The organism is Leucobacter sp. OLIS6 (genome assembly GCF_002752355.1).
Classification (GTDB): domain Bacteria; phylum Actinomycetota; class Actinomycetes; order Actinomycetales; family Microbacteriaceae; genus Leucobacter.
Map to the genome: position 1 here is coordinate 13,269 of NZ_MRAV01000006.1, position 21,141 is coordinate 34,409.

The 21,141-nt window shown below is 71.1% G+C and carries 21 protein-coding genes; 10 read left to right on the forward strand and 11 right to left on the reverse strand.

What is annotated here, in order from left to right; genetic code table 11:
• Positions 1–64 precede the first annotated feature (64 nt).
• The 3 genes from BMH31_RS03175 to BMH31_RS03185 are packed head-to-tail and all read left to right on the forward strand — an operon-like array spanning position 65 to position 3,574.
• Positions 65–1,927: a biotin carboxylase gene (locus tag BMH31_RS03175; RefSeq protein ID WP_099722896.1), complete on the forward strand. Its 1,863-nt coding sequence runs from the start codon at positions 65–67 to the stop codon at positions 1,925–1,927.
• A 23-nt stretch (positions 1,928–1,950) separates the two neighbouring features.
• On the forward strand, positions 1,951–3,174 hold the full coding sequence (locus tag BMH31_RS03180) for a serine hydrolase (protein ID WP_241898108.1): 1,224 nt from the start codon (positions 1,951–1,953) through the stop codon (positions 3,172–3,174).
• A 52-nt stretch (positions 3,175–3,226) separates the two neighbouring features.
• A complete protein-coding gene (locus BMH31_RS03185) occupies positions 3,227–3,574 on the forward strand; it encodes a YbjQ family protein (RefSeq protein WP_099722895.1) in 348 nt (115 codons plus the stop codon).
• 44 nt (positions 3,575–3,618) lie between these two features.
• Here the strand turns inward: BMH31_RS03185 and BMH31_RS03190 are convergent, their stop codons facing one another.
• The 10 genes from BMH31_RS03190 to BMH31_RS03235 form a co-directional block, all read right to left on the reverse strand.
• The gene (locus BMH31_RS03190; RefSeq protein ID WP_099722894.1) at positions 3,619–4,206 is read right to left on the reverse strand and encodes a histidine phosphatase family protein; all 588 of its coding nucleotides are present in this window, start codon (positions 4,204–4,206) and stop codon (positions 3,619–3,621) included.
• On the reverse strand, positions 4,203–5,357 hold the full coding sequence (locus tag BMH31_RS03195; protein ID WP_099722893.1) for an ABC transporter ATP-binding protein: 1,155 nt from the start codon (positions 5,355–5,357) through the stop codon (positions 4,203–4,205). The genes BMH31_RS03190 and BMH31_RS03195 overlap by 4 nt, the downstream gene beginning before the upstream one ends.
• An 8-nt stretch (positions 5,358–5,365) precedes the next feature.
• On the reverse strand, positions 5,366–7,075 hold the full coding sequence (locus tag BMH31_RS03200; protein ID WP_099722892.1) for an iron ABC transporter permease: 1,710 nt from the start codon (positions 7,073–7,075) through the stop codon (positions 5,366–5,368).
• A complete protein-coding gene (locus tag BMH31_RS03205; protein WP_099722891.1) occupies positions 7,059–8,099 on the reverse strand; it encodes an ABC transporter substrate-binding protein in 1,041 nt (346 codons plus the stop codon). The genes BMH31_RS03200 and BMH31_RS03205 overlap by 17 nt, the downstream gene beginning before the upstream one ends.
• Positions 8,089–8,904 (reverse strand): metallophosphoesterase, encoded by an 816-nt coding sequence (locus BMH31_RS03210; RefSeq protein ID WP_099722890.1) that lies wholly within the window; start codon positions 8,902–8,904, stop codon positions 8,089–8,091. The genes BMH31_RS03205 and BMH31_RS03210 overlap by 11 nt, the downstream gene beginning before the upstream one ends.
• Entirely contained in the window at positions 8,901–9,644 is a 744-nt protein-coding gene (locus BMH31_RS03215) for a tyrosine-protein phosphatase (protein ID WP_099722889.1), read from the reverse strand. The genes BMH31_RS03210 and BMH31_RS03215 overlap by 4 nt, the downstream gene beginning before the upstream one ends.
• Before the next feature lie 141 nt (positions 9,645–9,785).
• Complete coding sequence (locus tag BMH31_RS03220; protein ID WP_099722888.1) at positions 9,786–10,649, reverse strand: MurR/RpiR family transcriptional regulator; 864 nt, start codon at positions 10,647–10,649, stop codon at positions 9,786–9,788.
• Positions 10,650–10,738: 89 nt separating this feature from the next.
• Entirely contained in the window at positions 10,739–10,978 is a 240-nt protein-coding gene (locus tag BMH31_RS03225; protein ID WP_099722887.1) for a helix-turn-helix transcriptional regulator, read from the reverse strand.
• On the reverse strand, positions 10,975–11,640 hold the full coding sequence (locus BMH31_RS03230) for a hypothetical protein (protein WP_099722886.1): 666 nt from the start codon (positions 11,638–11,640) through the stop codon (positions 10,975–10,977). Before BMH31_RS03230 ends, BMH31_RS03225 begins: the two co-directional genes overlap by 4 nt.
• Complete coding sequence (locus tag BMH31_RS03235; protein ID WP_099722885.1) at positions 11,640–12,257, reverse strand: DUF2975 domain-containing protein; 618 nt, start codon at positions 12,255–12,257, stop codon at positions 11,640–11,642. Before BMH31_RS03235 ends, BMH31_RS03230 begins: the two co-directional genes overlap by 1 nt.
• A 186-nt stretch (positions 12,258–12,443) precedes the next feature.
• On the opposite strand from BMH31_RS03235, the gene BMH31_RS03240 reads away from it, so the two are divergent.
• The 5 genes from BMH31_RS03240 to BMH31_RS03260 all read left to right on the forward strand — a co-directional run bounded on the left by BMH31_RS03240 (position 12,444) and on the right by BMH31_RS03260 (position 16,892).
• On the forward strand, positions 12,444–14,963 hold the full coding sequence (locus tag BMH31_RS03240) for an ATP-dependent Clp protease ATP-binding subunit (RefSeq protein ID WP_099722884.1): 2,520 nt from the start codon (positions 12,444–12,446) through the stop codon (positions 14,961–14,963).
• A 119-nt stretch (positions 14,964–15,082) separates the two neighbouring features.
• Positions 15,083–15,616: an amino-acid N-acetyltransferase gene (locus tag BMH31_RS03245; RefSeq protein WP_099722883.1), complete on the forward strand. Its 534-nt coding sequence runs from the start codon at positions 15,083–15,085 to the stop codon at positions 15,614–15,616.
• A gap of 35 nt (positions 15,617–15,651) precedes the next feature.
• A complete protein-coding gene (locus BMH31_RS03250; RefSeq protein WP_099722882.1) occupies positions 15,652–16,278 on the forward strand; it encodes a hypothetical protein in 627 nt (208 codons plus the stop codon).
• Positions 16,279–16,336: 58 nt separating this feature from the next.
• Positions 16,337–16,612, forward strand: coding sequence for a hypothetical protein (locus tag BMH31_RS03255; protein WP_099722881.1), 276 nt, complete (start codon positions 16,337–16,339; stop codon positions 16,610–16,612).
• Between the two features lie 91 nt (positions 16,613–16,703).
• On the forward strand, positions 16,704–16,892 hold the full coding sequence (locus tag BMH31_RS03260; RefSeq protein WP_046454365.1) for a hypothetical protein: 189 nt from the start codon (positions 16,704–16,706) through the stop codon (positions 16,890–16,892).
• A 16-nt stretch (positions 16,893–16,908) separates the two neighbouring features.
• Here BMH31_RS03260 and BMH31_RS03265 read toward each other — a convergent pair whose 3' ends face one another.
• A complete protein-coding gene (locus BMH31_RS03265; RefSeq protein ID WP_099722880.1) occupies positions 16,909–18,396 on the reverse strand; it encodes a PucR family transcriptional regulator in 1,488 nt (495 codons plus the stop codon).
• 137 nt (positions 18,397–18,533) lie between these two features.
• On the opposite strand from BMH31_RS03265, the gene BMH31_RS03270 reads away from it, so the two are divergent.
• Positions 18,534–19,730: a CoA transferase gene (locus BMH31_RS03270; protein ID WP_099722879.1), complete on the forward strand. Its 1,197-nt coding sequence runs from the start codon at positions 18,534–18,536 to the stop codon at positions 19,728–19,730.
• 44 nt (positions 19,731–19,774) lie between these two features.
• Entirely contained in the window at positions 19,775–20,938 is a 1,164-nt protein-coding gene (locus BMH31_RS03275) for an acyl-CoA dehydrogenase family protein (protein WP_099722878.1), read from the forward strand.
• Positions 20,939–21,141: the final 203 nt, after the last annotated feature.

Sequence of the window (21,141 nt, forward strand, 5' to 3'; positions counted from 1 at the left end):
CGTTTTGGAGAACGGGGATTCTGCGTGTCAGGATGCTCGCACCTCTCCACGGAAGGACAACGCAATGGCGCGTGACACCGAACTCCAGACCCCCGTGACCGAAGCGGCGACGACCGCCGATCCGGCGGCGAAACCGCGGGCCTCGCGGCCCCGGACCGCAGCGAAGAGCACAGGCTCGAGCGCCGCGCCGAAGAGCAGCGCGGCGAAGAGGACGGCGTCGAAACCCGCGGCCGCGAACAAGGCCGCGACGAGGGCTTCCGCGGCCAAGCCCGCGAAGGCGGCCAAGCCCGCGAAGGCGGCCAAGCCCGCGAAGGCGGCCAAGCCCGCGAAGGCGGCGAAGCCCGCGGCCGCGGCGGTCGAGGCGCCTGCCGAGGCGCCCCAGGCCGCCAAGAACGCCCTCGCTGCGATCGCCCGCCGCAAGCGCCCCCGCAAGGAGCCCAAGACCGGCCCCGTCACCATCGGCCGCAGCGGATCGACCAAGCTCAAGAACATCTCCGAGATCCGCCACTACTTCCGGACGAACGAGTCGCCCGTGTTCTTCGTCGGCGCGACGGCCTTCAACCTGCTCGGCCTCGATCGCTGGGTGCGCGGCTTCTCGTACATCACCTACTACGACAGCTGGGACGGCGCGCACCCGCGCGTGTTCAGCCCGGGCGACAAGCCCTATGTCGAGTTCGAGAGCGGCGAGGACATCAACAACTGGCTGCTCAGCAACCACGAGGTGCGGGCGCACATCGAGCGCCAGACGCCGCCGGGGCTGCGCCCGAAGATCGTCATGGTGTTCTTCGACGAGCGCACCGAGCGGATCTGCGAGGAGCTCGACTACGAGCTGATCCTGCCGTCGCACGCGCTGCGCGAGCGGCTCGATTCCAAGATCGTGACGACGCAGATCGCGGACTCGGTCGGCGTGCCGAGCGTGCCGAACATCCTCACGACCGTCGCCGACTGGGACGAGCTGGTGCGCGCGGTCGACGCCGCCGGGCTCGGCCGGGACCTCGTGATCCAGACCGCCTACGGCGACTCCGGCAAGACCACCTACTTCGTGACGAACGAGGAGGAGTTCGACGCGATCGCCGACGAGGTGACGGGCGTCGAGATCAAGGTGATGAAGCGGATCAACAACAGGCCGATCGCGGTCGAGGCCGTGATCACGCGCCAGGGCACCGTCGTCGGCCCCTGCATGACCGAGATCACGGGGCACGCCGAGCTGACACCCTACCGCGGAGGCTGGGCGGGCAACGAGATGTTCCCGACGGTGCTCGACGACGGCAGCCGCCACGCGGCGATCCAGCTCGTGCGCAAGCTCGGCGACCGGCTCGGGACCGAGGGGTACCGCGGCTTCTTCGAGGTCGATGTGCTGCTCGACACCGACACGGGCGACGTCTACCTGGGCGAGCTGAACCCGCGCGTCAGCGGCGCCTCGGCGATCACCAACGTGACCGCCGGCGCCTACGCCGACGTGCCGCTGTTCGCCTTCCACCTGCTCGAGTACGCGGGCATCGACTTCGAGATCGATGTCGACGAGATCAACGCCCGCTGGGAGGACCTCGCGTCCGAGGACGAGTGGAGCCACATGGTGATCAAGCACACCTCGAGCACGGTGGAGCGGATCAACGCCGCCCCGCGCACGGGCCGCTACGTGCTCGACCACTCGGGCCGTCTCACCTACACGCACGGCGACCTCGACTGGCACCTGCTGAGCAATGAGGCCGAGGCGTTCTACCTGCGCATCTACGACGCGGGCGACTACCGCTGGAAGGGCGCCGACCTCGGGATCCTCGTCACCAAGGCGCACCTCGAGGCGGACCACGGCGGGCTCACGATCCACGCCAAGTACCTGATCGATGCGATCCGCGGCATGTACTACGCGACGCCGGTCGAGGGCGACGAGCCCGAGCTCAAGCCGGCGCCGGCCAAGGGCAAATGACGGGAGCGTGGGATACTCGCCTGATGATCGCAGACGCAGACGCTGACGCCGCAATGAGCACGCCCGCGGACGCCGGGATCGAGGTGCCGCCGCTCGACCAGTGGCAGTTCGCCCCGTACCTGCAGTGGTCGATGCAGAACATCCAGTCGTTCCTGCCGGTGCGGCAGATCCGACGCGGGGTGCGCAGCACCGAGTTCGGGGCCCGGGCCGCGGAGCTCGGCACCCTCTCGGTCGCGCATCCCTGGGAGGACCGGCACGCCTCGTTCGCCGAGGTGATGGCGATGACCGACACCGACGGGTGGATGATGACGGTCGGCGGGGCCGTAGTCGGCGAGGAGTACTTCGGCACCCTCGCCCCGGGCGGCATGCACCTGCTGATGTCGGTGTCGAAGTCGCTGACCGCGACGACCGCGGGACTGCTCGCCGCTTCCGGTGAGCTCGACCTCGATCGTCCGGTCACCGAGTACGTCCCCCGGCTCGAAGGGTCCGGGTACGACGGCGCGCTCGTGCGGCACCTCGTCGACATGCGCACGGGCGTGCGCTTCTCGGAGGAGTACCTGAACGACGGCGCCGAGGTGCGGCTCCTCGAGGAGGCCATCGGCTGGGCGCCCAAGCGGCACGCCGAGGTGCCCGACACGCTGCTCGATTTCCTCGCGACCCTCGGGCAGCAGGGACCGCACGGCGGCGCCTTCGACTACAAGTCCTGCGAGACCGACGCGCTCGGCTTCGTGATCGAGGGCGCGACCGGGCAGCCCGCCGCCGATGTCATGTCCGAGCGTCTCTGGCAACCGATGGGCGCCGAGTTCGACGCGCACGTGGGCGTCGACAGCGTGGGATCCGGCATGTTCGACGGCGGCGTCTCGGCCGCTCTGCGCGACCTGGCGCGCTTCGGCAACCTGTTCGTGAACCGCGGTGCGGCGCTCGACGGAGCCGCGGTGCTGCCCGAATGGTGGGTGGACGACACCTTCGCGGGCGGTGCCGATTCGCGCGAGGCGTTCGCGAACGCGGCCGAGCCGACGCTCATGCCCGGCGGCATGTACCGCAACGGCTTCTGGTTCCCGGGCGAGAGCGGCGACGTGATGCTCGCGCTCGGCATCCACGGGCAGATGATCTACATGAACCGGCTGACCGGGGTCGTCGGGGTCAAGGTGTCGAGCTGGCCGACGCCGCAGAACGCCGAGCGCCTGTTCTGGACCCTGCGCGCGTTCGACGCCGCGTCCTGGGCGCTCAGCAGCGGCGCGGCATAGGATCCGAGGTGGGGCGTCGCAGCCCCGCCTTCCGGACGAGAAGAGGAATCCCATGTTCGTAGTCACGACGAATGACGTACCCGGCTACCGCATCACGCAGGTGCTGGGCGAGGTGATGGGGCTGACGGTGCGCTCCGCGAACTTCGGTCAGAACTTCACCGCGGGCTTCCGCTCGCTCGGCGGCGGCGAGATGCCCGAGTACACCAAGGTCATCTACGAGTCGCGCTGGGAGGTCATGAACCGCATGTGGTCGGAGGCGCAGCAGCGCGGCGCCAACGCGGTCATCGCCATGCGCTTCGATTCCGGATCGATCGGCAGCTTCACCGAGTTCTGCGCCTACGGCACGGCCGTGGTGATCGAACCCCTGGCGCCGCAGGCGCCCGCGAACCCGGCGCAGTAGAGATTCCGCCGGAGCCCGGAGCCCGGACTCCGGGCGGACCGGGGTCAGAGCGCGTGCTGCCCTGCGGGTGCGCCGAGCCTGCGGATCGTCGTGGCTCCGCCGCCCACCGGGAGGATCAGCCACACCTCGCCGTTCAGGATCCGCGGTATCGGCGCTCCGCTCAGCTCCGCGAGCGCCGCGCGCATGAGGGCGCCGTGGGCGATCGCGATCGACCCGGGTTCCTGCTCGCGCAGACGTGAGAGGGCGGCGGCTCCCCGGCGGGCGAGCGCTTCCGGGGGCTCGGCGTCGGGGATCGCGAGTCCGGGCCAGCGCAGCTCAGCCTCGGCCACGGGGAGGCCCTCCGCCGCCCCGAAGTCGCGCTCGATCAGGTCCGTCGAGCGATTCGGAGCGGGGAGCCCGAGCGCGGCCGCGATGATGCGCCCGGTCTCGGCGGCCCGACCGAGCGGTGACGCGACGACCCGGCTCCAGGTGCCGGCCTCCCGCAGGATCTCGGCGGTCTCCCGGGCTTGCGCCCGCCCACGCGCGTTCAGGGGGACCTCGCTGCGCCCCTGGATCCGCCGTCCGATGTTCCAGTCGGTCTCGCCGTGCCGCACCACTGCGATTCCGCGGGCCGGAGCGTCCGGCCGCTTCATACGACAGTGCCGAGCGGCTGCCGGGGCGCGGTGCTCGCGCGGTGCTCGCGGAGCGGTTCCTGCGGCGGCGCGGTGGCCGCCCCCGGCTCCTGCTCCTGCGCGAACAGCACGGCCCGGTCGATCTCGACGCGGACCCGCGTGCCGGCGGAGCAGCGCGCACCGGGCATCCTCGAGCGGAGCGTCCGTCCGGACCACTGCACGATGAGCTCATCGCCGCTCCGACCGAACAGGGAGGATTCGACGGTCGCGGTGCCCGCGGCGTCCGGGATCACCCGAACGTGCTCGGGCTGGATCGCGAGTTCCGCTTCCTCGCCGGACCTCGGACGCGTCCGATGATCTGCGGACGCGATCCGGTCGAGGGGGATCTCGAGCGGCAGCCCGTGCGCGCGGAAGTGTCCCGGTGCGAGCACGCCCCGCACGATCGCGGCGTCGGCGAGGAAGCGCGCGACGAACGGCGTCGCCGGTCGATCCAGGAGGCCCGTGGGAGCCCCGACCTGCTGGACGCGCCCGCCGTCGAGCACGACGACCCGGTCCGCGAGCGCCAGCGCCTCGCTGCGGTCGTGCGTCACGTGCAGCACGGTGAGCCCGAGCGAATCGGTGAGCGCGCGGAGTTCGAGCCGCAGCCGGTCGCGCAGCGGCTCGTCGAGCGCCGAGAGCGCTTCGTCGAGCAGGAGCACGCGGGGGCGGGCGATGATCGCGCGGGCGATCGCGACGCGCTGCCGCTGTCCGCCGGAGAGCGTGGCCGGGTCGCGCCGCTCGGTGCCCGGCAGCCCGACCAGTTCGAGCGCTTCGGCGACCCGCTGCCTCCGCTCGGCGCGCGGCACACCCGCGCGCTGCAGCGGGTACGCGATGTTGCGCCCCACGTTCCAGTGGGGCCAGACCGCGTGCTGCTGGAACACCATGCCGAGGCCGCGGCGTTCCGGTTCGACGCTCCGGGTCGGCGATGCGACCAGGGCGTCGCCGATGCTGACGGTACCGGCGGTCGGCGAGACGAACCCGGCGACGGTGCGCAGCAGAGTGGTCTTGCCGGAGCCGGACGGGCCGACGAGGGCGACGAACTCGCCGTCGCCGATGCGGAGATCGACGTCCGCGAGCCCGAGGTGGCCGCCCGGGTAGGCGAGGCTGACGGAGTCGAGGGTGACGGAAGACACGTGCGGTCCTAACGGTGTGAGCGGGCGGTGATGCCGAGGCCGAGCAGGCCGACCACGGCGACGATGAGCGAGAGGGCGGACGAGGCGCCAGAAGCGCCCGCCTGCTGCAGATTGAAGATGACGACGCCGAGGGTCTGCGAGCCCGGGGAGAGCAGCAGCACCGACAGGGTGAGTTCGCGCACCGCGGTGAGCGCGACGAGGATCGCCCCCGAGATCGCCGCCGGCACGGCCATGCGGCACGAGATGTCCCAGAGCGCGCGCAGCCGGGAGGCGCCCGAGATGCGCGCCGCCTCCTCGGCGGTGGTGGGCGTCGCCGACAGCGGGGCGTGCACCGACTGCACCACGAGCGCGAGGAACGAGGTGAGATAGGCGCAGAGGATCAGCCAGGGCGTGTTGTGCAGGCCGATCCGCGGAGCGATGACGAGCCAGGCGACCGCGATCACGAGGCCGGGGATCGCCTGCGGGAGCAGGGCGATGCCGAGCAACGGTGCGTTGCCGCGGGAACGGGTGCGGGTGACGAGCGCGCCGATCCCGAGCCCCAGGATTCCGGAGATCAGCGCCGCCAGCGTCGCGAGCATCACGGAGTTGCCGATGCCGGCCAGCGTGCCCGAGGCTGAGAGTGCCCGCTCGAAGTTCGCGAGGGTCGCGGTCTCGACCGAGAGCGCGACTCCGGGCGCGGGCAGCAGCGACTGGATCGTGAGCGTGACGAGCGGCAGCACGGTCACGGCGAGCACGAGCAGTGCGGTGACGACCGTGACCGGGGTGCGCGCCGCACCGAGGGGAAGCCGCGCGGGGGCGCCCGCCTGCGCGTCGAGCTCGACCCGGGCGCGTCCGCTCAGCGTGCCGACCCCGACGCCGAGCAGCGCGATCACCAGCAGCACCGCGCCGATGGCGGCGACGACCGCGAGCGGATCCTCGACGGTGCCCGACTGCAGGTAGCGGTAGACGAGCGTGGAGAGGGTCACGTAGCGCTCCGGCAGTCCGACGATCGAGGGGATGCCGAAGTCGGCCAGGTTCGAGACCGCGATGAGGGTGAACGACGACAGCATCGCCGGGCGCAGCAGGGGCGCGGTGATCTCCAGCAGCGCGCGAGGGGCCGAGGACCCCGCGATCCGAGCCGCCTGCTCGAGGTCCGCGGGGATCCGGCGCAGCGCCGCGGTGACGATCAGCATCGCGATCGGCGCGCTGTGCAGCGTCAGCAGGAACACCACGCCGTCGCCGCCGTACAGGTTCCAGAGGGGGCCGCCGAAGTGCCGTGCCCAGAACGTGTTCAGCGCCGAGGAAGGTCCGAGCAGGCTCAGCCAGGCGATGGCGCCGACGAACGGCGGCATCAGCATCGGGCTCAGCGCGAGCAGCCGGAGGGCGCCGCGGAACCGGATATCGGTGCGCTCGAGCAGGAGCGCGAGCGCGGCGCCGATGAGCACGGCGAGCGCGCCGGACACGACGGCGGAGAGGAGGGAGTTGGTCGCGGCACCGAGCACATCCGGGTCCGCGAGCGCGGACCAGCCGCCGCCGGTCGCCGCGAGTACGACGATCGCGGCGATCGGAACGATGATCAGTGCGGCGACGGCGCACCAGAGCGCGGCGCGCGTCACGGTGAGGCCGTCGAACCGGGCCGTCGAGAGGGCTCGACCGCGGAGGCCGCGGCCCCCGACCGCTCCGGTGGGAGCGGTCGGGGGCGCGGACGTCGCCGCGATCGGGCTACTGGAAGAGGCCATTGAAGGTCTTGACCGCGTCGGCCTGCGAGGCGCGGATGGTCTCGAGGCTCGGGGTGAGCAGGGTGATGTCGGCGAGCGCGGGCGCGCCCTTCGGGCTCTCGACGTCGTCGCGGATGGGCAGGTACGACTGCGAGGCGGCGATCTCCTGGCCCTCCTTGCTGATGAGGAAGTCGACGAACAGCTTCGACGCCTCGGGCTCCTTCGTGTCGGCGAAGATCCCGACCGGCTGCGAGACGAAGGGCACGCCCTCGCTCGGGTAGACGGCCTTGATCGGGGATCCCGCGGCCGCGAGGTCGCGCACGAGGGAGTCGACCACGATGCCGACCGGGCTGCTGCCGTCGGCGACGGCCTGCGAGACCGGGCCGTTGCTGTCGGCGATCAACGGCTTGTTCTTCGCCAGGCCCTCGAGCCAGGTCGTGCCGAGCGACTTCTCGTCCAGCCACACGGCCGCGTTGTAGGCCGCCGCACCCGAGACGTCGGGGTTCGGCATCGCGATCTTGCCGGCGTACTTCGGATCGGTGAGATCCTTCCACGACTTCGGCGCATCGGTGATGACGTTCGTGTTGACCGCGATGACGGTCGGGATGATGCGGGTGCCGACGTAGAAGTGCTCCGGGTCGACGAGATCCTTCGAGAGCTTCGCGGCCTCGGGCGACTCGTAGGCGAGCAGCAGGTCGCGCTCCGCGTAGCCCTCGAAGGTGCCCGCATCCGCGGCGAGCAGCAGGTCGGCACCGATGTCGCCGGCCTTCTCCTCCGCGGCGATGCGCGCGGTGAGGTCGCCGGTGCCGGCACGGAACACCTTGACGGTGATCTTGGGCTGCTTCTTGGAGAACGCGGCCACGACCGCGTCGATCTTCTCCTGCGGTTCCGAGGTGTAGAGCGTGATAGTCGAGGCCTCGGTCGCCTGGGCCGGGCCGGAATCGGAGCCGCCGGTCGAGTTCGCCGCGGAGGCGGCGCAGCCGGTGAGCGTGAGAGCGGAGAGGGCGAATGCGGCGATGACGCCGAGCGAGCGGTTACGGGACATGGGTCGCTTCCTGTCGTGCGTGGGTGAGTGTGCGGGTGAAGAGGGGTCGGGGGGCGTGCAGCGAGACCGTCGAGGCGACGACGCCGTCGCCCGACAGCTGCACGAGTGCGAACATGGGGGAGTCGTGTCCCGCGACCGCGTCGGGGCCGGCATCCATGACCTGGTGGTAGGCGAGGGACGGCCCGACGAAGACCGGGATCCCGCGCACCTGGGCCGAGAGCCCGTGGTGGAAATGGCCGGCGAGGATCGCGCGGACGTCCGATCCTTCGAGCACCGCGAGCAGCGCGTCGGCGTTCGCGAGCCCCTGGCTCCGCAGCGTCGGCAGCGGCGATCCGATCGGCGCGTGGTGCAGCGCGATGACGCTGCCCCGCTCGGCGGGGGTCGCGAGCTCGGCGGCGAGCCATTCGAGCTGCTCCGCGTCGAGCTCGCCGCGGTGGGAATCGAGTCGGATCACCCGGATGCCGTCGATGCGCTCCGCCGAGACGTGCCCCGACTCGTGCCCGGGCAGCAGGCGTGCGGCGACGGGGTCGTCGTGATTGCCGAGCACCGTGAGCACCGGGGCGCCCAAGCGGGTTCCGAGCCTGCGGCAGGCATCCGCCACCGCCGCGTACGCCCCGGGATTGCCCCGTTCGACGAGGTCGCCGGTGATCACGACGGCCTCCGGGGTGATCCCCGTTGCCCGCGCGTAGTCGCCGACCCGCTCGAGGCGCGCGATCCCGTCGACCGCGCCGTAGAGCAGCCCGCTCTCGGTCGCGTGCACATCGCTCAGGTGCAGGATCGTGAACCGGCCGGTCTCGCGGCTCATTGCACCGGCTCCGGGAGCACCGCGGCGGTGCGGTCGGCCGAGCGCGCCGCCGTGCGATCGGAGGTGCGGTCGGCCGAGCGGTCCGCGAGGGCCGCGAGCTGCGCCGGCGTCGCTCCGCGGTCGATCAGGTAGGCGTCGACGCCTCCCAGCCGGTCGACGAGTTCGAGGGCGTACTCCAGTGCCTCCGCGGGGCTGTCGAGATGCAACCGCTCGGCTTCGGCGCGGACCGCGGGCGTCAGATCGAGCGCGTCGAGCTGCGCGGCCGCGATCCCGGCTCGCGCCGGGCGCACCGAAGCCCCGGACAGTGCATAGTCGGCGGTGACCTCGCTCCGTGGCTCGCCCGCGGCGAGCCGGGCGAGCGCGACGACGAGGCCCGTGCGGTCCTTGCCCGCCGTGCAGTGCACCACGACGGTGCCCGGATGCTCGGCGATCTCGGAGACGGCGGCCGCGACCCGATCGCCGCGTTCCGTCAGCAGTCCTGTGTAGATCCGTTCGAGCGATCCCGTCGCGGGCGGAACCTCCCCGTAGAGCGGCAGCGAACGCACGCGGATCCCGTGGGTCGGCTGGGCCCGCTCGCCGGGCTCGCGCAGATCGAGCACCAGATCGACGCCTCGCTCGCGCAGCGCGCGCTCGCCGCCGGGTGCGAGACCGTCGAGCGCGGCGGAGCGCACGAGCCAGGGGCGGTCGGGCCGGCCGAACCCTCGTGCGTTGTAGCTGCCCTCGATCGGAATGACGTGCACTGCGAGTTTCTCCTGCCGGTTGCGCCCGTTACACGGGGTGTGAAATGCGGTTACGCAGAGCAGCTTCCCGAGATCGGGTGTCGGCGGGGTGAACGACTGGCGGACGCGGCGTGAGCGGCGGGCGAAGGGTGCGGGGCGCGCTCAGAGGTCGGCGTCCGCGAGCGCCTCCGCGACGACCTCGCGCATGTCGAGCGCATCGACGGGGGCGGTGCGCTCCGAGACCTCGGCGACGAGCGCCTGCAGCAGCACCGAGTGACCGAGGCGGTTGAAGAAGGGATCCACCGTGTGCTGGGTGCCGACCGAACCGGTGGAGAGGGTCACGTCCGCGAGATCGGTCAGCGGTGTTCTGGTGTAGCTGGAGAGCGCGATGACGCGGGCCCCGCGTCGGCGTGCAGCCCGCACCGTCGCGAGCGTGTGCGCGTTGGCTCCCGAGTGGCTGAGCGCGAGGCAGGCGTCGCGGGAGGTGAGGCTGTGCGCGGCGAACTGCTGGGCGAGGATGTCGAGCGGGGCCTCCACCGGCCGGCCGACGGTGGCGAACCGCATGGCGGCGTCCTGCAGCGGTGGCGCCGAGAACCCGTTGGCGGCGCAGACGACGCGGTCGGCGGAGGCCAGCAGTTCGGCCGCGGTCGCGAGCGCCGCGCGATCGATCGCCTGCCGGGCGACGTGCAGCACGGCCCGTGCGCTCTCGAAGAGGTGGTCGACCGAGTCCCCGGCGGAACCGTCGTCGCCCGCTCCGGGGGCTTCGCGCGCGAGTTCGAGCCGCAGGTGCTGGAACCCGCGGAATCCGAGCCGCTGACAGGTGCGGATCACGGTCGCGGTGGAGGTGCCCGCCGCCGCCGCGAGCTCCTGCGTCGACCACTGCGGCACCTCGTGCGGGCGATCCAGGATCACGCGGGCGACCGCGCCCTCGCTCGCGCCGAGCGTCGCCGCGTGCGCGCGGATCAGCGCGACGACCGCGGTGCGGGTCGCGGGGGGTGCGGCGGAGGGCGGCGGTGCTGCGGGCATGGGGTCACGCTAGGTCGCGAGCGTGAACGTGCGGTGTCCGCGGGGTGTCGGTCCTCTGGCCGCTGCGACGGTTCGGGACGCTGCCCCGGTCAGCCCGCGCGGTCCTCGGCGACGAGCAGTTCGCCGACCGTGCAATCGAGCGCGCGGCAGATCGCCGTGAGGGTGGAGAACCGGATCGCCCGAGCGCGGTCGTTCTTGAGGACCGAGAGATTGACGATGCTGACGCCGACCGCCTCGCTCAACTCGGTCAGGGTCATGCCGCGGGCGGCCAGCAGTTCGTCGAGCCGGCAGTGGATCGCGTGCCCGTCCTCGGGCTCCGCCGGGGTCATACGAGTCCCTCGGTCTCGCGCTCCAGCCGGATCGCCCGGCGCAGCGCGATGTCGACGAGACCGAACGCCGTCACTGCGAAGAGGATGATCAAGTACCAGCCCCACCACTCGAAGCTGCCGGTCTCGGCCGCGCGGACGCCCAGGGCTCCTTCGATGCCGTTGGAGCCGAGGTTCCAACCGACGAACGCCGTGATGCCGCCTCCGAAAGCCGTCCATGTGATGGTGCGCAGGGCGCGGCTGGTCTGCAGCGTGAAGAAGCGGCCCTGTTGGAAGAGCCGGGCGAGGCGGACCGTGCAGGCGATGATGACGAGCCCGGTGAGCGCCGCCGCCGCGATCGCGAGCGCGAGGCATGCGGTGGAGACCGCGTTGACGTCGGGCACCACGACCTGCAGATGGGTGAAGGTCCCCTGCACGGCCGGCGCGTCGGGCGCGGCTTCGGCCCGGTAGGAGACGATGCCTCGCGCCGTACCGGTCTGCGCCTTGACCGGGAGATCCCAGACGATCCCCTCACGTGTGAATGTGCTCAGGTACTTGCGCACCGCGAGGGCGAGGACGGAGGCTGCGGCGGCGATGCCCATGATCAGGACCGCGAGGGCATCGGCCCGCACTTTCCTCGGGTTCGATTCCTGGGGAAGCCCGTCGGATCCGGGGGCGGTGCGCATCAGACGAGCCCCTCGGTCTCGCGCTGCATGCGCTCGCCGATCACGAACACCGTGCAGACGATCGCCACGGCGAAGGCGGCGACGACGAACGGGAACGGCTCGACGCTCAGCACCGCATTGCGCACGTCGCCGGAGTCGGAGACCTGCGCGACCGCCGCATTGGCGAGCATGTTGTCGAAGAACCGCGTCGCCGCGGCCCCGATGAGACCGGTGATGCCGGCGGTGCCGACGAGCACGGTGCTCGACCGGCCGAAGATGCGGCCGCGGGAGAGCCTGCGGCTCAGCAGGATCAGGCACAGGATCACCGTGGCGAAGGCGATCACGAGCACGAGCTGGCCGATCACGCCCGCCCAGGTGGCGATCGGCGGCACCGCGGTGCGGAGCACGGCCCGGTCGAGCAGGACCCCGACGTCCGATCCGTCGGGACCGATGGGGGCGGTCGCGCGCTGATCGATGAACTCGGCCGCGACCCGGATCGGACCGCCGCCGAGCAGCTCGCCGATGCGGAGGGCGGCTCCGACGGCGACGGCGACGGCGATGACGGCGCCGACCGCGACGAACAACCAGAGCGCGACGCGGTCGCCGCGCGAGGGGCGGAAGTCGGAGGCGATGGTCATGATTCACTCCTTATCGATAAACGATATTAACGCTTGTCGATAAGTGTGGGGGTTTCCGCGGCTCCCGTCAAGTCGCACCAGCCTCCGGTCACGCCTGCGGCGAACACGGACCCACGGCCCGGATCCGGCGCGTACGCTGTCGGTATCGCCGGAGGTGACCGCTGTCTCCGGTACCCAGGAGGAAGCATGTTCGAGAGATTCACCGACCGGGCCCGCCGGGTGGTCGTCCTCGCCCAAGAAGAGGCGAAGATGCTCAACCACAACTACATCGGCACCGAGCACATCCTGCTCGGCCTGATCCACGAGGGCGAGGGTGTCGCCGCGAAGGCCCTCGAGCAGCTCGAGATCTCGCTCGACGCCGTGCGCGAGCAGGTGACCGACATCATCGGCACCGGCCAGCAGCCGCCCGCCGGCCACATCCCCTTCACGCCGCGCGCCAAGAAGGTGCTCGAGCTGAGCCTGCGCGAGGCGCTGCAGCTCGGCCACAGCTACATCGGCACCGAGCACATCCTGCTCGGTCTGATCCGCGAGGGCGAGGGCGTCGCCGCTCAGGTGCTGGTCAAGCTCGGCGCCGACCTCAACCGCGTGCGCCAGACCGTGATCCAGCTGCTCTCCGGCTACCAGGCCGGCAAGGAGAACGCGACGGTCGGGGCCCCCGAGTCCGGCGGCTCCGAGAAGGGCTCGGCCGTGCTCGACCAGTTCGGGCGCAACCTGACCCAGGCCGCGCGCGACGGCAAGCTCGACCCGGTGATCGGGCGCGAGAAGGAGGTCGAGCGGGTCATGCAGATCCTCTCGCGCCGTTCCAAGAACAACCCGGTGCTGATCGGCGAGCCCGGCGTCGGCAAGACCGCCGTCGTCGAGGGTCTCGCGCAGGCCATCGTCAAGGGCGAGGTGCCCGAGACGCTGAAGGACAAGCAGGTCTACGTGCTCGACCTCGGCTCGCTCATCGCGGGCAGCCGCTACCGCGGCGACTTCGAGGAGCGCCTGAAGAAGGTGACGAAGGAGATCCGCACCCGCGGCGACATCATCATCTTCATCGACGAGATCCACACGCTCGTCGGCGCCGGTGCGGCCGAGGGCGCGATCGACGCCGCCAACATCCTGAAGCCGCTGCTCGCCCGCGGCGAGCTGCAGACCATCGGCGCGACCACGCTCGACGAGTACCGCAAGCACTTCGAGAAGGACGCCGCGCTCGAGCGCCGCTTCCAGTCGGTGATGGTCAACGAGCCGTCGCTGCCGCACGCGATCAACATCCTCAAGGGGCTGCGCGATCGCTACGAGGCGCACCACAAGGTCTCCATCACCGACGGCGCCATCGTCGCCGCGGTGAACCTCGCCGACCGCTACGTGCAGGACCGCTTCCTGCCCGACAAGGCGATCGACCTGATCGACGAGGCCGGCGCTCGTCTGCGTCTGTCGATCCTCTCGAGCCCGCCCGAGCTGCGCGAGTTCGACGAGAAGATCGCCGTGGTCCGCGCCGACAAGGAGCAGGCCATCGAGGGGCAGGACTTCGAGAAGGCCGCGAGCCTGCGCGATGAGGAGAAGAAGCTCATCGCCGAGCGCCTGCGGCTCGAGAAGCAGTGGCGCTCGGGCGACGTCGCGACGCACGCCGAGGTCGACGAGGGGCTCATCGCCGAGGTGCTGGCGCAGGCGACCGGCATCCCCGTGTTCAAGCTCACCGAAGAGGAGACCTCGCGTCTCCGCTTCATGGAGGAGGCCCTGCACCAGCGCGTCATCGGCCAGAACGAGGCCATTTCGGCGCTCGCTCGCACCATCCGCCGTCAGCGCGCGGGCCTCAAGGATCCGAAGCGTCCCTCGGGCTCGTTCATCTTCGCCGGCCCCACCGGCGTCGGCAAGACCGAGCTCGCGAAGGCCCTCGCGGAGTTCCTGTTCGACGACGAGGACGCGCTGATCTCGCTCGACATGTCCGAGTACGGCGAGAAGCACACCGTGTCCCGACTGTTCGGCGCCCCTCCCGGGTTCGTCGGCTTCGAAGAGGGCGGCCAGCTCACCGAGAAGGTGCGCCGCAAGCCGTTCTCGGTCGTGCTGTTCGACGAGATCGAGAAGGCGCACCCCGACATCTTCAACTCGCTGCTGCAGATCCTCGAAGAGGGTCGCCTGACCGACGGTCAGGGCCGCGTGGTCGACTTCAAGAACACGGTCATCATCATGACGACCAACCTGGGCTCGAAGGGCATCGCCGGCGGCCCCGTCGGCTTCCAGCTCGAGGGCGACACGCAGGTCGGCTACGACATGATGAAGGGCAAGGTCAACGAGGAGCTCAAGAAGCACTTCAAGCCCGAGTTCCTGAACCGCGTCGACGACACGATCGTGTTCCCGCAGCTCTCGAAGCCCGAGCTCCTGCAGATCGTCGATCTGTTCGTCAAGCGTCTGCAGGATCGCCTGCTCGACCGCGACATGCGCATCGAGATCTCGGTCCCGGCGCGCGAGCGGCTCATCGACCTCGGCTACGACCCGACGCTCGGTGCTCGGCCGCTGCGCCGTGCGATGCAGCGCGAGATCGAGGATCGCCTCTCGGAGCGGATCCTCAGCGCGGAGCTGCTGGCGGGAGACCTCGTGAAGGTGGACTTCGTGGACGGCCAGTTCACGTTCGTCACCGAGGGGTCGAACCGGGACCACTCGGCGTCCTCGGCCTCCGCGGCCGCGGCGGTCGCCTCGACGGCCCCCACCACCGACCACAGCTGATCGCACCGGTCGGACGGAACGCCCATCGCCTCACGGCGGTGGGCGTTCCGCCGTTCCGGGGTGTTTCGTGCGGTTTCCGGGCGGTCCGCGCGGCGTTTCCGCGGCACTAGGCTGTGCCTATGCCCGAAGCAGCCGAGATCCGCATCCGCCAGGCACGCACCTCCGACGTGGCGGCCATCGCCGCGCTCATGGTCCCGCTGGTGGAGCGACGGATCCTGCTGGGCAAGGACCTGGTCGATCTCTACGGGGCGGTCCCCGAGTTCCTCGTCGCCGAGGACGCCGACGGCGTCGTGATCGGCTACGGTGCGCTGCACGTCATGTGGGAGCACCTGGGCGAGGTGCGCACCCTGGGCGTCTCGGAGGAATGGCTGGGGCGCGGCATCGGACACCGGCTCCTCGACGCCCTCGAGCAGCGCGCCCTCGAGTTCGGCCTGAGCCAGCTGTTCTGCCTCACCTTCGAGGTGGACTTCTTCGCCAAGCACGGCTTCGCTCCGGCCGGGGAGGACGAGCAGCTCGTCGCGATCGACGTGTACGCCGAGCTCCTCCGCTCGAACGACGAGGGAGTGGCCGAGTTCCTCGACCTGGCGCGCGTCAAGCCGAACACGCTCGGCAACACCCGCATGCTGAAGGGCATCGGAGCCGCGCGCGCCTGAGCCGCCTCCGGCCGTGCTGCGGCTAGCCTGGGGCCATGTCGACGCTTCGCGATCCCGTAGGGCCCAAGGACAAGAGCGTCTACGTCCGGCGCCGGATCATCGTGCTCGTCGCGCTGCTCGCAGTCGTCGTCGCCGTCGTGCTCATCATCCTGAAGCCGGGCGGTGCCGGCGGCGCCTCGGACGCACCGAAGGTGTCGGTTCCGGGCGACCTCGGCGATACCGCGACGAAGCCGACGACGTCGGCGGGCAAGAACTCGACGCCGGCCTGCGCCGAGGGCGAGCTCGTGGTCACGCCGATCACCGACAAGAGCAGCTATGCCGAGGGCGAGGAGCCGAAGCTCTCGCTGAAGGTCGAGAATCGCGGCACCAAGGCGTGCTCGGCCGACCTCGGGACCGCGACCATGACCTTCGCGATCACGAGCGGCAGCGACCAGGTCTGGGTGTCGACGGACTGCCAGAAGAAGCCCGACCACCGTTCGATCATCCTGCAGCCGGGCAAGCCGCTCGAGACCGAGGCGATCACCTGGGACCGGACCCGTAGCAGCAAGGACACCTGCGACATCAGCCGGGATCCCGTGACCGCGGGCGGCGCGTCCTACCACCTGAAGGTGTCGGTGGGGTCCGCGCAGGGCGACGGTACGGCGCAGTTCATCCTCGGCTGATCGGATGCTCCGGCCGGGGCCGGCCGGCCGGAGGCTCACGAGCGATAGGCTGCATCGCATGTACATCGGCATGATCCGCCCCGTCGAGACGAAGACCATCAGCGTGCAGGGCGAGGGGCTTCCCGAGGTGCATGAGCTCGTCTACGCGCAGACCCCCGAGGGGTGGAACGTGGCCGTGATGTCGGTGGCCATGTCGAAGCACGAGACCGTGCTGAGCTGCGAGGCGACGCTCGCCCGCCGGGACGGCATCGAGATGCTGGAGGGCGCCGATTATGCGGACGTGCTCTCGAAGGTGCCCGAGGGGTACCAGCTGCTGTCGGTGCAGCCCGCCTGATCACGGAGCGCATGGCGGATTCTCGGTGAAGATCCGGGAACGTTTCGGCGTTTTCAATGGTGGGCGATCGACCCCGGACGTACAGTGAAGCATGGAACGCAAGCAGGAGCCCACCGCACGCACCGGTGGCATTCGTGTCGAGATTCAGCAGGGCAGCAACGAGGCGGTCGCGGTCGACGAGCTGGTCGACGACCTGCTCCACGGCAACGTGACGGGCATGCTCCATGCGCTGCACGAACCCCACGACGAGGGCCACGAAGGCCACTCCTCGAAGAAGTAGGCGGCGCTCGCGCTCCCTACTCGGTCGGCTCGATCGGCGGGAGCGACGGCTCCCGAGTGAGCGCTTCGATGCGCAGCGCGAACCACAGCTCCGAGCGGTCGTCGGCGTCTCCGAACGAACGGCCGGTGAGCTGTTCGATGCGCGCCAGGCGGTCGCGCAGCGTGTTGCGGTGGATCCGCAGCTCGGCCGCCGCCGGCTGCCGCTGACCGTGATGAGCGAGCAGCACCCGTGCCGTGCGCCGGAGTTCCTGCGCCTCGGCGTCGACGGCGGTCGCGAGCGGTCCGAGGACGGCAGCGACGATGCCGGCGAGGTCTGCGGGTCCCGCGAGCACCGCCTCGAAGACGGGCTCCTCCCGATCCACCCAGCGGACCCGGGGTGCGGGTGCTTCGCCGACTGCGAGCGGGGGCCGCGCCGCGAACGCCGCAGCGGCGGAGCGGGCGCTGGTCGCCGCCCGAGTGAGCGGGGCCGGCCGTCCGACGACCGTGTCGAGACCTGCGGAGACCGCGGCGTTCACCGCGGTGCCGAGCGCGGCTTCGTCATCGGGGCAGAGCTGCCAGCCCCCGATCCCGCCGTCGCCGTCGTCCGTCGCGACCAGGCGCTCCAGCCCCGTGCGTGGCGATCGGCGCCAGTCCGAGAGGGCTTCGGCGCCGCCCGAGACCGCGATCGCGCGCACGTGCGCGGGGAGCCGCATGGTCGGATCCAGCACCTGCGCGCTTGAGACGCCGCCCTCGGCCGACGCGGTGCCCGCGCGTCCGAGCAGCAGCGCGGTCAGGCGCTCCCAGCGTTCGCGCTCGCGATCCTGCTCGCCGCCCGCGCTGCGCAGTTCGATGCCGAGCGCCATCGCGCCCGCCGCGAGCAGCGCCCGCGCATCTGGAGAGAGGGGATCGTCGCCGGCGACGACGAGCACGGTGCCCGCGGCATCGAGGGGGATCCGCTCGGCGTGCGTGCCGGGATCCGAACCGCCTGCGAGTCCGCTGCTGCCGGCCAGCAGGCTGCCGTCGGCGCGCAGCGCCGCGATCCTGCGGCCGGTCGCCTGCGCGAGCGTTGCGATCGTGGCCGCGGGATTCTGACCGCCGACGAAGAGCTCCCGGTGCGCCTGGAGCGCGCGGTGGGCGGCGCTGAGCTCGTCGGCCTCGAGCAGCGCGGCGACCGCCTTGCTCACCGCGATGAAGGGGGTCGGCGGTGGGACCTCGATCAGGGCGACCCGGTAGGCGCTGGCGGCGGCGACGAGCGGGCGGGGGATCCGCGCGTGCGCGACGCCGACGCCGAAGCCGATCGCGGCCACCCGCGCCCGGCCCAGGCTCGCGACGAAGTCGTGCCACCGGGGATCGTCCTCCTCGAGCGCGAGCCCGGTCGTGAGCACGAGCTCGCCGCCGTCGAGGTACGCGCCCAGATCGAGCAGCTCGGTGGTCGAGACCCAGCTCAGGTCGGGATCCCCGGCACCCGCCTGCACGAGGCGGAGGCCGAGCCCGGGCGTGGAGAGCAGGTGCGAGAGGCGTGCCATGACGACATCTTTGCACAGCAGCGAGGCGAGCCGCGGTGCAGAGTGGCATCTGCGGGCATTCGGCTCGCGCCTAGACTGAGGGCGAGCGGGCCGCGGAACGCGGCCCGACCCGAGCACCGGCGCAAGAGGGAGACGGCATGACCGAGGCGAACGACACGACGACGCGAGGCCCGCTGTCCGGCATCCGGGTGGCCGACTTCTCGCGAGTGCTCGCGGGCCCGCACGCCACCATGATCCTGGCCGACTTCGGTGCCGACGTGATCAAGATCGAGAGCCCCGAGGGCGACGGCACCCGGCAGTGGTCGCCGCCCGTCAACGCCGTCGGGCAGAGCACCTACTTCGCCGGCGTCAACCGCGGCAAGCGCTCCGTCGTCTGCGACCTGCGCTCCGAGGAGGGGCAGGCGCTCGCCCGCTCGCTGGCGTCGACGGCCGACGTCGTCATCGAGAACTTCAAGCCCGGCACCATGGACAAGTTCGGGCTCGGCTATGACGCGGTCGCCGCCGACAACCCGGGCGTCGTGTACTGCTCCATCTCGGGCTTCGGCGACGCCGCCGGTCGCGATCTGCCCGGCTACGACCTGCTCGTGCAGGCCGTCGGCGGCCTCATGAGCATCACCGGGCAGAGCGACGCCGACGGCGGCGAGCCCACCAAGGTCGGCGTCGCGCTCGTCGACATCCTCACCGGGCTCAACTCCGTGATCGGGATCCAGGCGGCGCTGCGCGCCCGCGACACCGCCGAGTCGCCGACCGCGGGGCGCGGCCAGCACGTGAAGGTGACGCTGCTCGGCTCGCTGCTCTCGGCGCTCGCCAACCAGGCGTCGTCCACGCTCGAGACCGGACGGGCCCCCGGACGCATGGGCAACGCCCACCCCTCGATCGCGCCCTACGAGACCTTCGCCGCCGCCGACCAGGAGGTCGCGCTCGCGGTCGGCACCGACGGCCAGTTCGCCCGACTGTGCGAGGTGCTCGGCGCACCCGAGCTCGCGAGCGACCCGCGCTTCGTCGGCAACCCGTCGCGGGTGGCGCACCGCCTGGAGCTGAAGGCGCTGCTCGAGGAGCGGCTCGCCGCGCGCAACGCGGGGGAGTGGATCGAGCTCTTCACGGCCGCGAACATCCCGGCCGGCCGCGTGAACACCATCGCCCAGGCGCTCGACCTCGCCGAGAGCCTCGGGCTGGAGCCCGTCGCCGAGACCCGCGCGCAGGGCGAGGACGGGACCGAGCGCGTGCTGCGCTCGGTCGCGACGCCCATCTCGTTCTCGGCCACTCCGTCCCGCTACTCGGCCCCGCCGCCCGGACTCGGCGAGCACGCCGGCGCCGAGTGGCTGCCGCGCTGATCCACCGTCTTCGATCCGTCAGTCCCGTTCCGAAAGGACCCGCAATGACCACCACCATCGACCAGCTGTTCAACGTCTCCGACTTCGTCACCGAAGAGGAGCGGGAGTGGCAGCTCAAGGCTCGCGACTTCGCGCAGACCAAGATCAAGCCGATCATCGACCAGGCGTTCGAGGACCGTCGCCTGCCCGCCGAGCTGCTGCCCGAGGTCGGCGAGTTCGGCGCCTTCGGCATGTACATGAACGGCTACGGCCTGAAGGGCGCCTCCTCGGTCGCCTACGGGCTCGTCGCGATGGAGTTCGAAGCCGTCGACTCCGGCTTCCGCACCGCGCTCTCCGTGCAGGGCTCGCTCGCCATGGGCGCGATCTACAAGTTCGGCTCGGAGGAGCAGAAGCAGGAGTGGCTGCCCAAGATGGGCCGCGGCGAGGCCATCGGCTTCTTCGGGCTGACCGAGCCCCAGGGCGGATCCGATCCCAACACCATGCTCACGAACGCGCGCCGCGAGGGCGACCAGTGGGTGCTCAACGGCAAGAAGCGCTGGATCGGTCTCGCCACCATCGCGCAGGTCGGCGTGATCTGGGCGAAGGACGAGGAAGGGATCGTGCGCGGCTTCGTCGTGCCGACCGACACCCCCGGCTTCACCGCGACCGCGATCGAGAACAAGCTGTCGATGCGCGCCTCGCTGCAGACCGAGATCGTGCTCGAGGACGTGCGCCTCCCGCTCGACGCGATCCTGCCCGGCTCGAAGGGCCTGTCGTCGCCGTTCAAGTGCCTCAACGAGGCGCGCTACGGCATCGCCTGGGGCGTCATGGGCGCGGCGCGCGCCTGCCTCGAGGTCGCCGTGGAGCGCTCGCAGACCCGCGAGGTGTTCGGCGCCCCCATCGGCTCGAAGCAGATCATCCAGGCGAAGCTCGCCGACATGTTCGTCGAGTACGAGAAGGGCCTGCTGCTCGCCCTCCACCTCGGCCGTCTGAAGGACGCCGGCAACCTGTCGTACGGGCAGATCTCCGTCGGCAAGCTCAACAACGTGCGCGAAGCCATCAAGATCGCCGGCACCTGCCGTTCGATCCTCGGCGGCGACGGCATCACCTCGGACTTCCCGGTGATGCGCCACATGGCGAACCTCGAGTCGGTCCGCACCTACGAGGGCACCGACGAGGTGCACCAGCTCGTGATCGGCCGCGAGCTGACGGGCATCGCCGCGTTCTAAGCGGGTTCGGGGTTGGGGCCCGGGCGCGGGCCTGGGCCTGGGCCTGGGGTCCCGCCTCGGTACAGCATCGAGAAGGCTCGATTCCACCTGCTTCTTCCCAGAAGAGGTGGAATCGAGCCTTCTCGGCTGTCCTGCCGGGTCCGGGCTTGGGGTTGGGCTCTCGTGTTGGGTCACGCTCGCGCCGTGCATGAGCTCCCTCCCTC

What these genes read in the sequence shown, in the direction of transcription:
- BMH31_RS03175 (WP_099722896.1), top strand. Translation starts at nt 65, where the DNA reads ATGGCGCGTGACACCGAACTCCAGACCCCCGTGACCGAAGCGGCGACG.
- BMH31_RS03180 (WP_241898108.1), top strand. Translation starts at nt 1,951, where the DNA reads ATGATCGCAGACGCAGACGCTGACGCCGCAATGAGCACGCCCGCGGAC.
- BMH31_RS03185 (WP_099722895.1), top strand. Translation starts at nt 3,227, where the DNA reads ATGTTCGTAGTCACGACGAATGACGTACCCGGCTACCGCATCACGCAG.
- BMH31_RS03190 (WP_099722894.1), bottom strand. Translation starts at nt 4,206, where the DNA reads ATGAAGCGGCCGGACGCTCCGGCCCGCGGAATCGCAGTGGTGCGGCAC.
- BMH31_RS03200 (WP_099722892.1), bottom strand. Translation starts at nt 7,075, where the DNA reads ATGGCCTCTTCCAGTAGCCCGATCGCGGCGACGTCCGCGCCCCCGACC.
- BMH31_RS03205 (WP_099722891.1), bottom strand. Translation starts at nt 8,099, where the DNA reads ATGTCCCGTAACCGCTCGCTCGGCGTCATCGCCGCATTCGCCCTCTCC.
- BMH31_RS03210 (WP_099722890.1), bottom strand. Translation starts at nt 8,904, where the DNA reads ATGAGCCGCGAGACCGGCCGGTTCACGATCCTGCACCTGAGCGATGTG.
- BMH31_RS03220 (WP_099722888.1), bottom strand. Translation starts at nt 10,649, where the DNA reads ATGCCCGCAGCACCGCCGCCCTCCGCCGCACCCCCCGCGACCCGCACC.
- BMH31_RS03225 (WP_099722887.1), bottom strand. Translation starts at nt 10,978, where the DNA reads ATGACCCCGGCGGAGCCCGAGGACGGGCACGCGATCCACTGCCGGCTC.
- BMH31_RS03230 (WP_099722886.1), bottom strand. Translation starts at nt 11,640, where the DNA reads ATGCGCACCGCCCCCGGATCCGACGGGCTTCCCCAGGAATCGAACCCG.
- BMH31_RS03235 (WP_099722885.1), bottom strand. Translation starts at nt 12,257, where the DNA reads ATGACCATCGCCTCCGACTTCCGCCCCTCGCGCGGCGACCGCGTCGCG.
- BMH31_RS03240 (WP_099722884.1), top strand. Translation starts at nt 12,444, where the DNA reads ATGTTCGAGAGATTCACCGACCGGGCCCGCCGGGTGGTCGTCCTCGCC.
- BMH31_RS03245 (WP_099722883.1), top strand. Translation starts at nt 15,083, where the DNA reads ATGCCCGAAGCAGCCGAGATCCGCATCCGCCAGGCACGCACCTCCGAC.
- BMH31_RS03250 (WP_099722882.1), top strand. Translation starts at nt 15,652, where the DNA reads ATGTCGACGCTTCGCGATCCCGTAGGGCCCAAGGACAAGAGCGTCTAC.
- BMH31_RS03255 (WP_099722881.1), top strand. Translation starts at nt 16,337, where the DNA reads ATGTACATCGGCATGATCCGCCCCGTCGAGACGAAGACCATCAGCGTG.
- BMH31_RS03260 (WP_046454365.1), top strand. Translation starts at nt 16,704, where the DNA reads ATGGAACGCAAGCAGGAGCCCACCGCACGCACCGGTGGCATTCGTGTC.
- BMH31_RS03265 (WP_099722880.1), bottom strand. Translation starts at nt 18,396, where the DNA reads ATGGCACGCCTCTCGCACCTGCTCTCCACGCCCGGGCTCGGCCTCCGC.
- BMH31_RS03270 (WP_099722879.1), top strand. Translation starts at nt 18,534, where the DNA reads ATGACCGAGGCGAACGACACGACGACGCGAGGCCCGCTGTCCGGCATC.
- BMH31_RS03275 (WP_099722878.1), top strand. Translation starts at nt 19,775, where the DNA reads ATGACCACCACCATCGACCAGCTGTTCAACGTCTCCGACTTCGTCACC.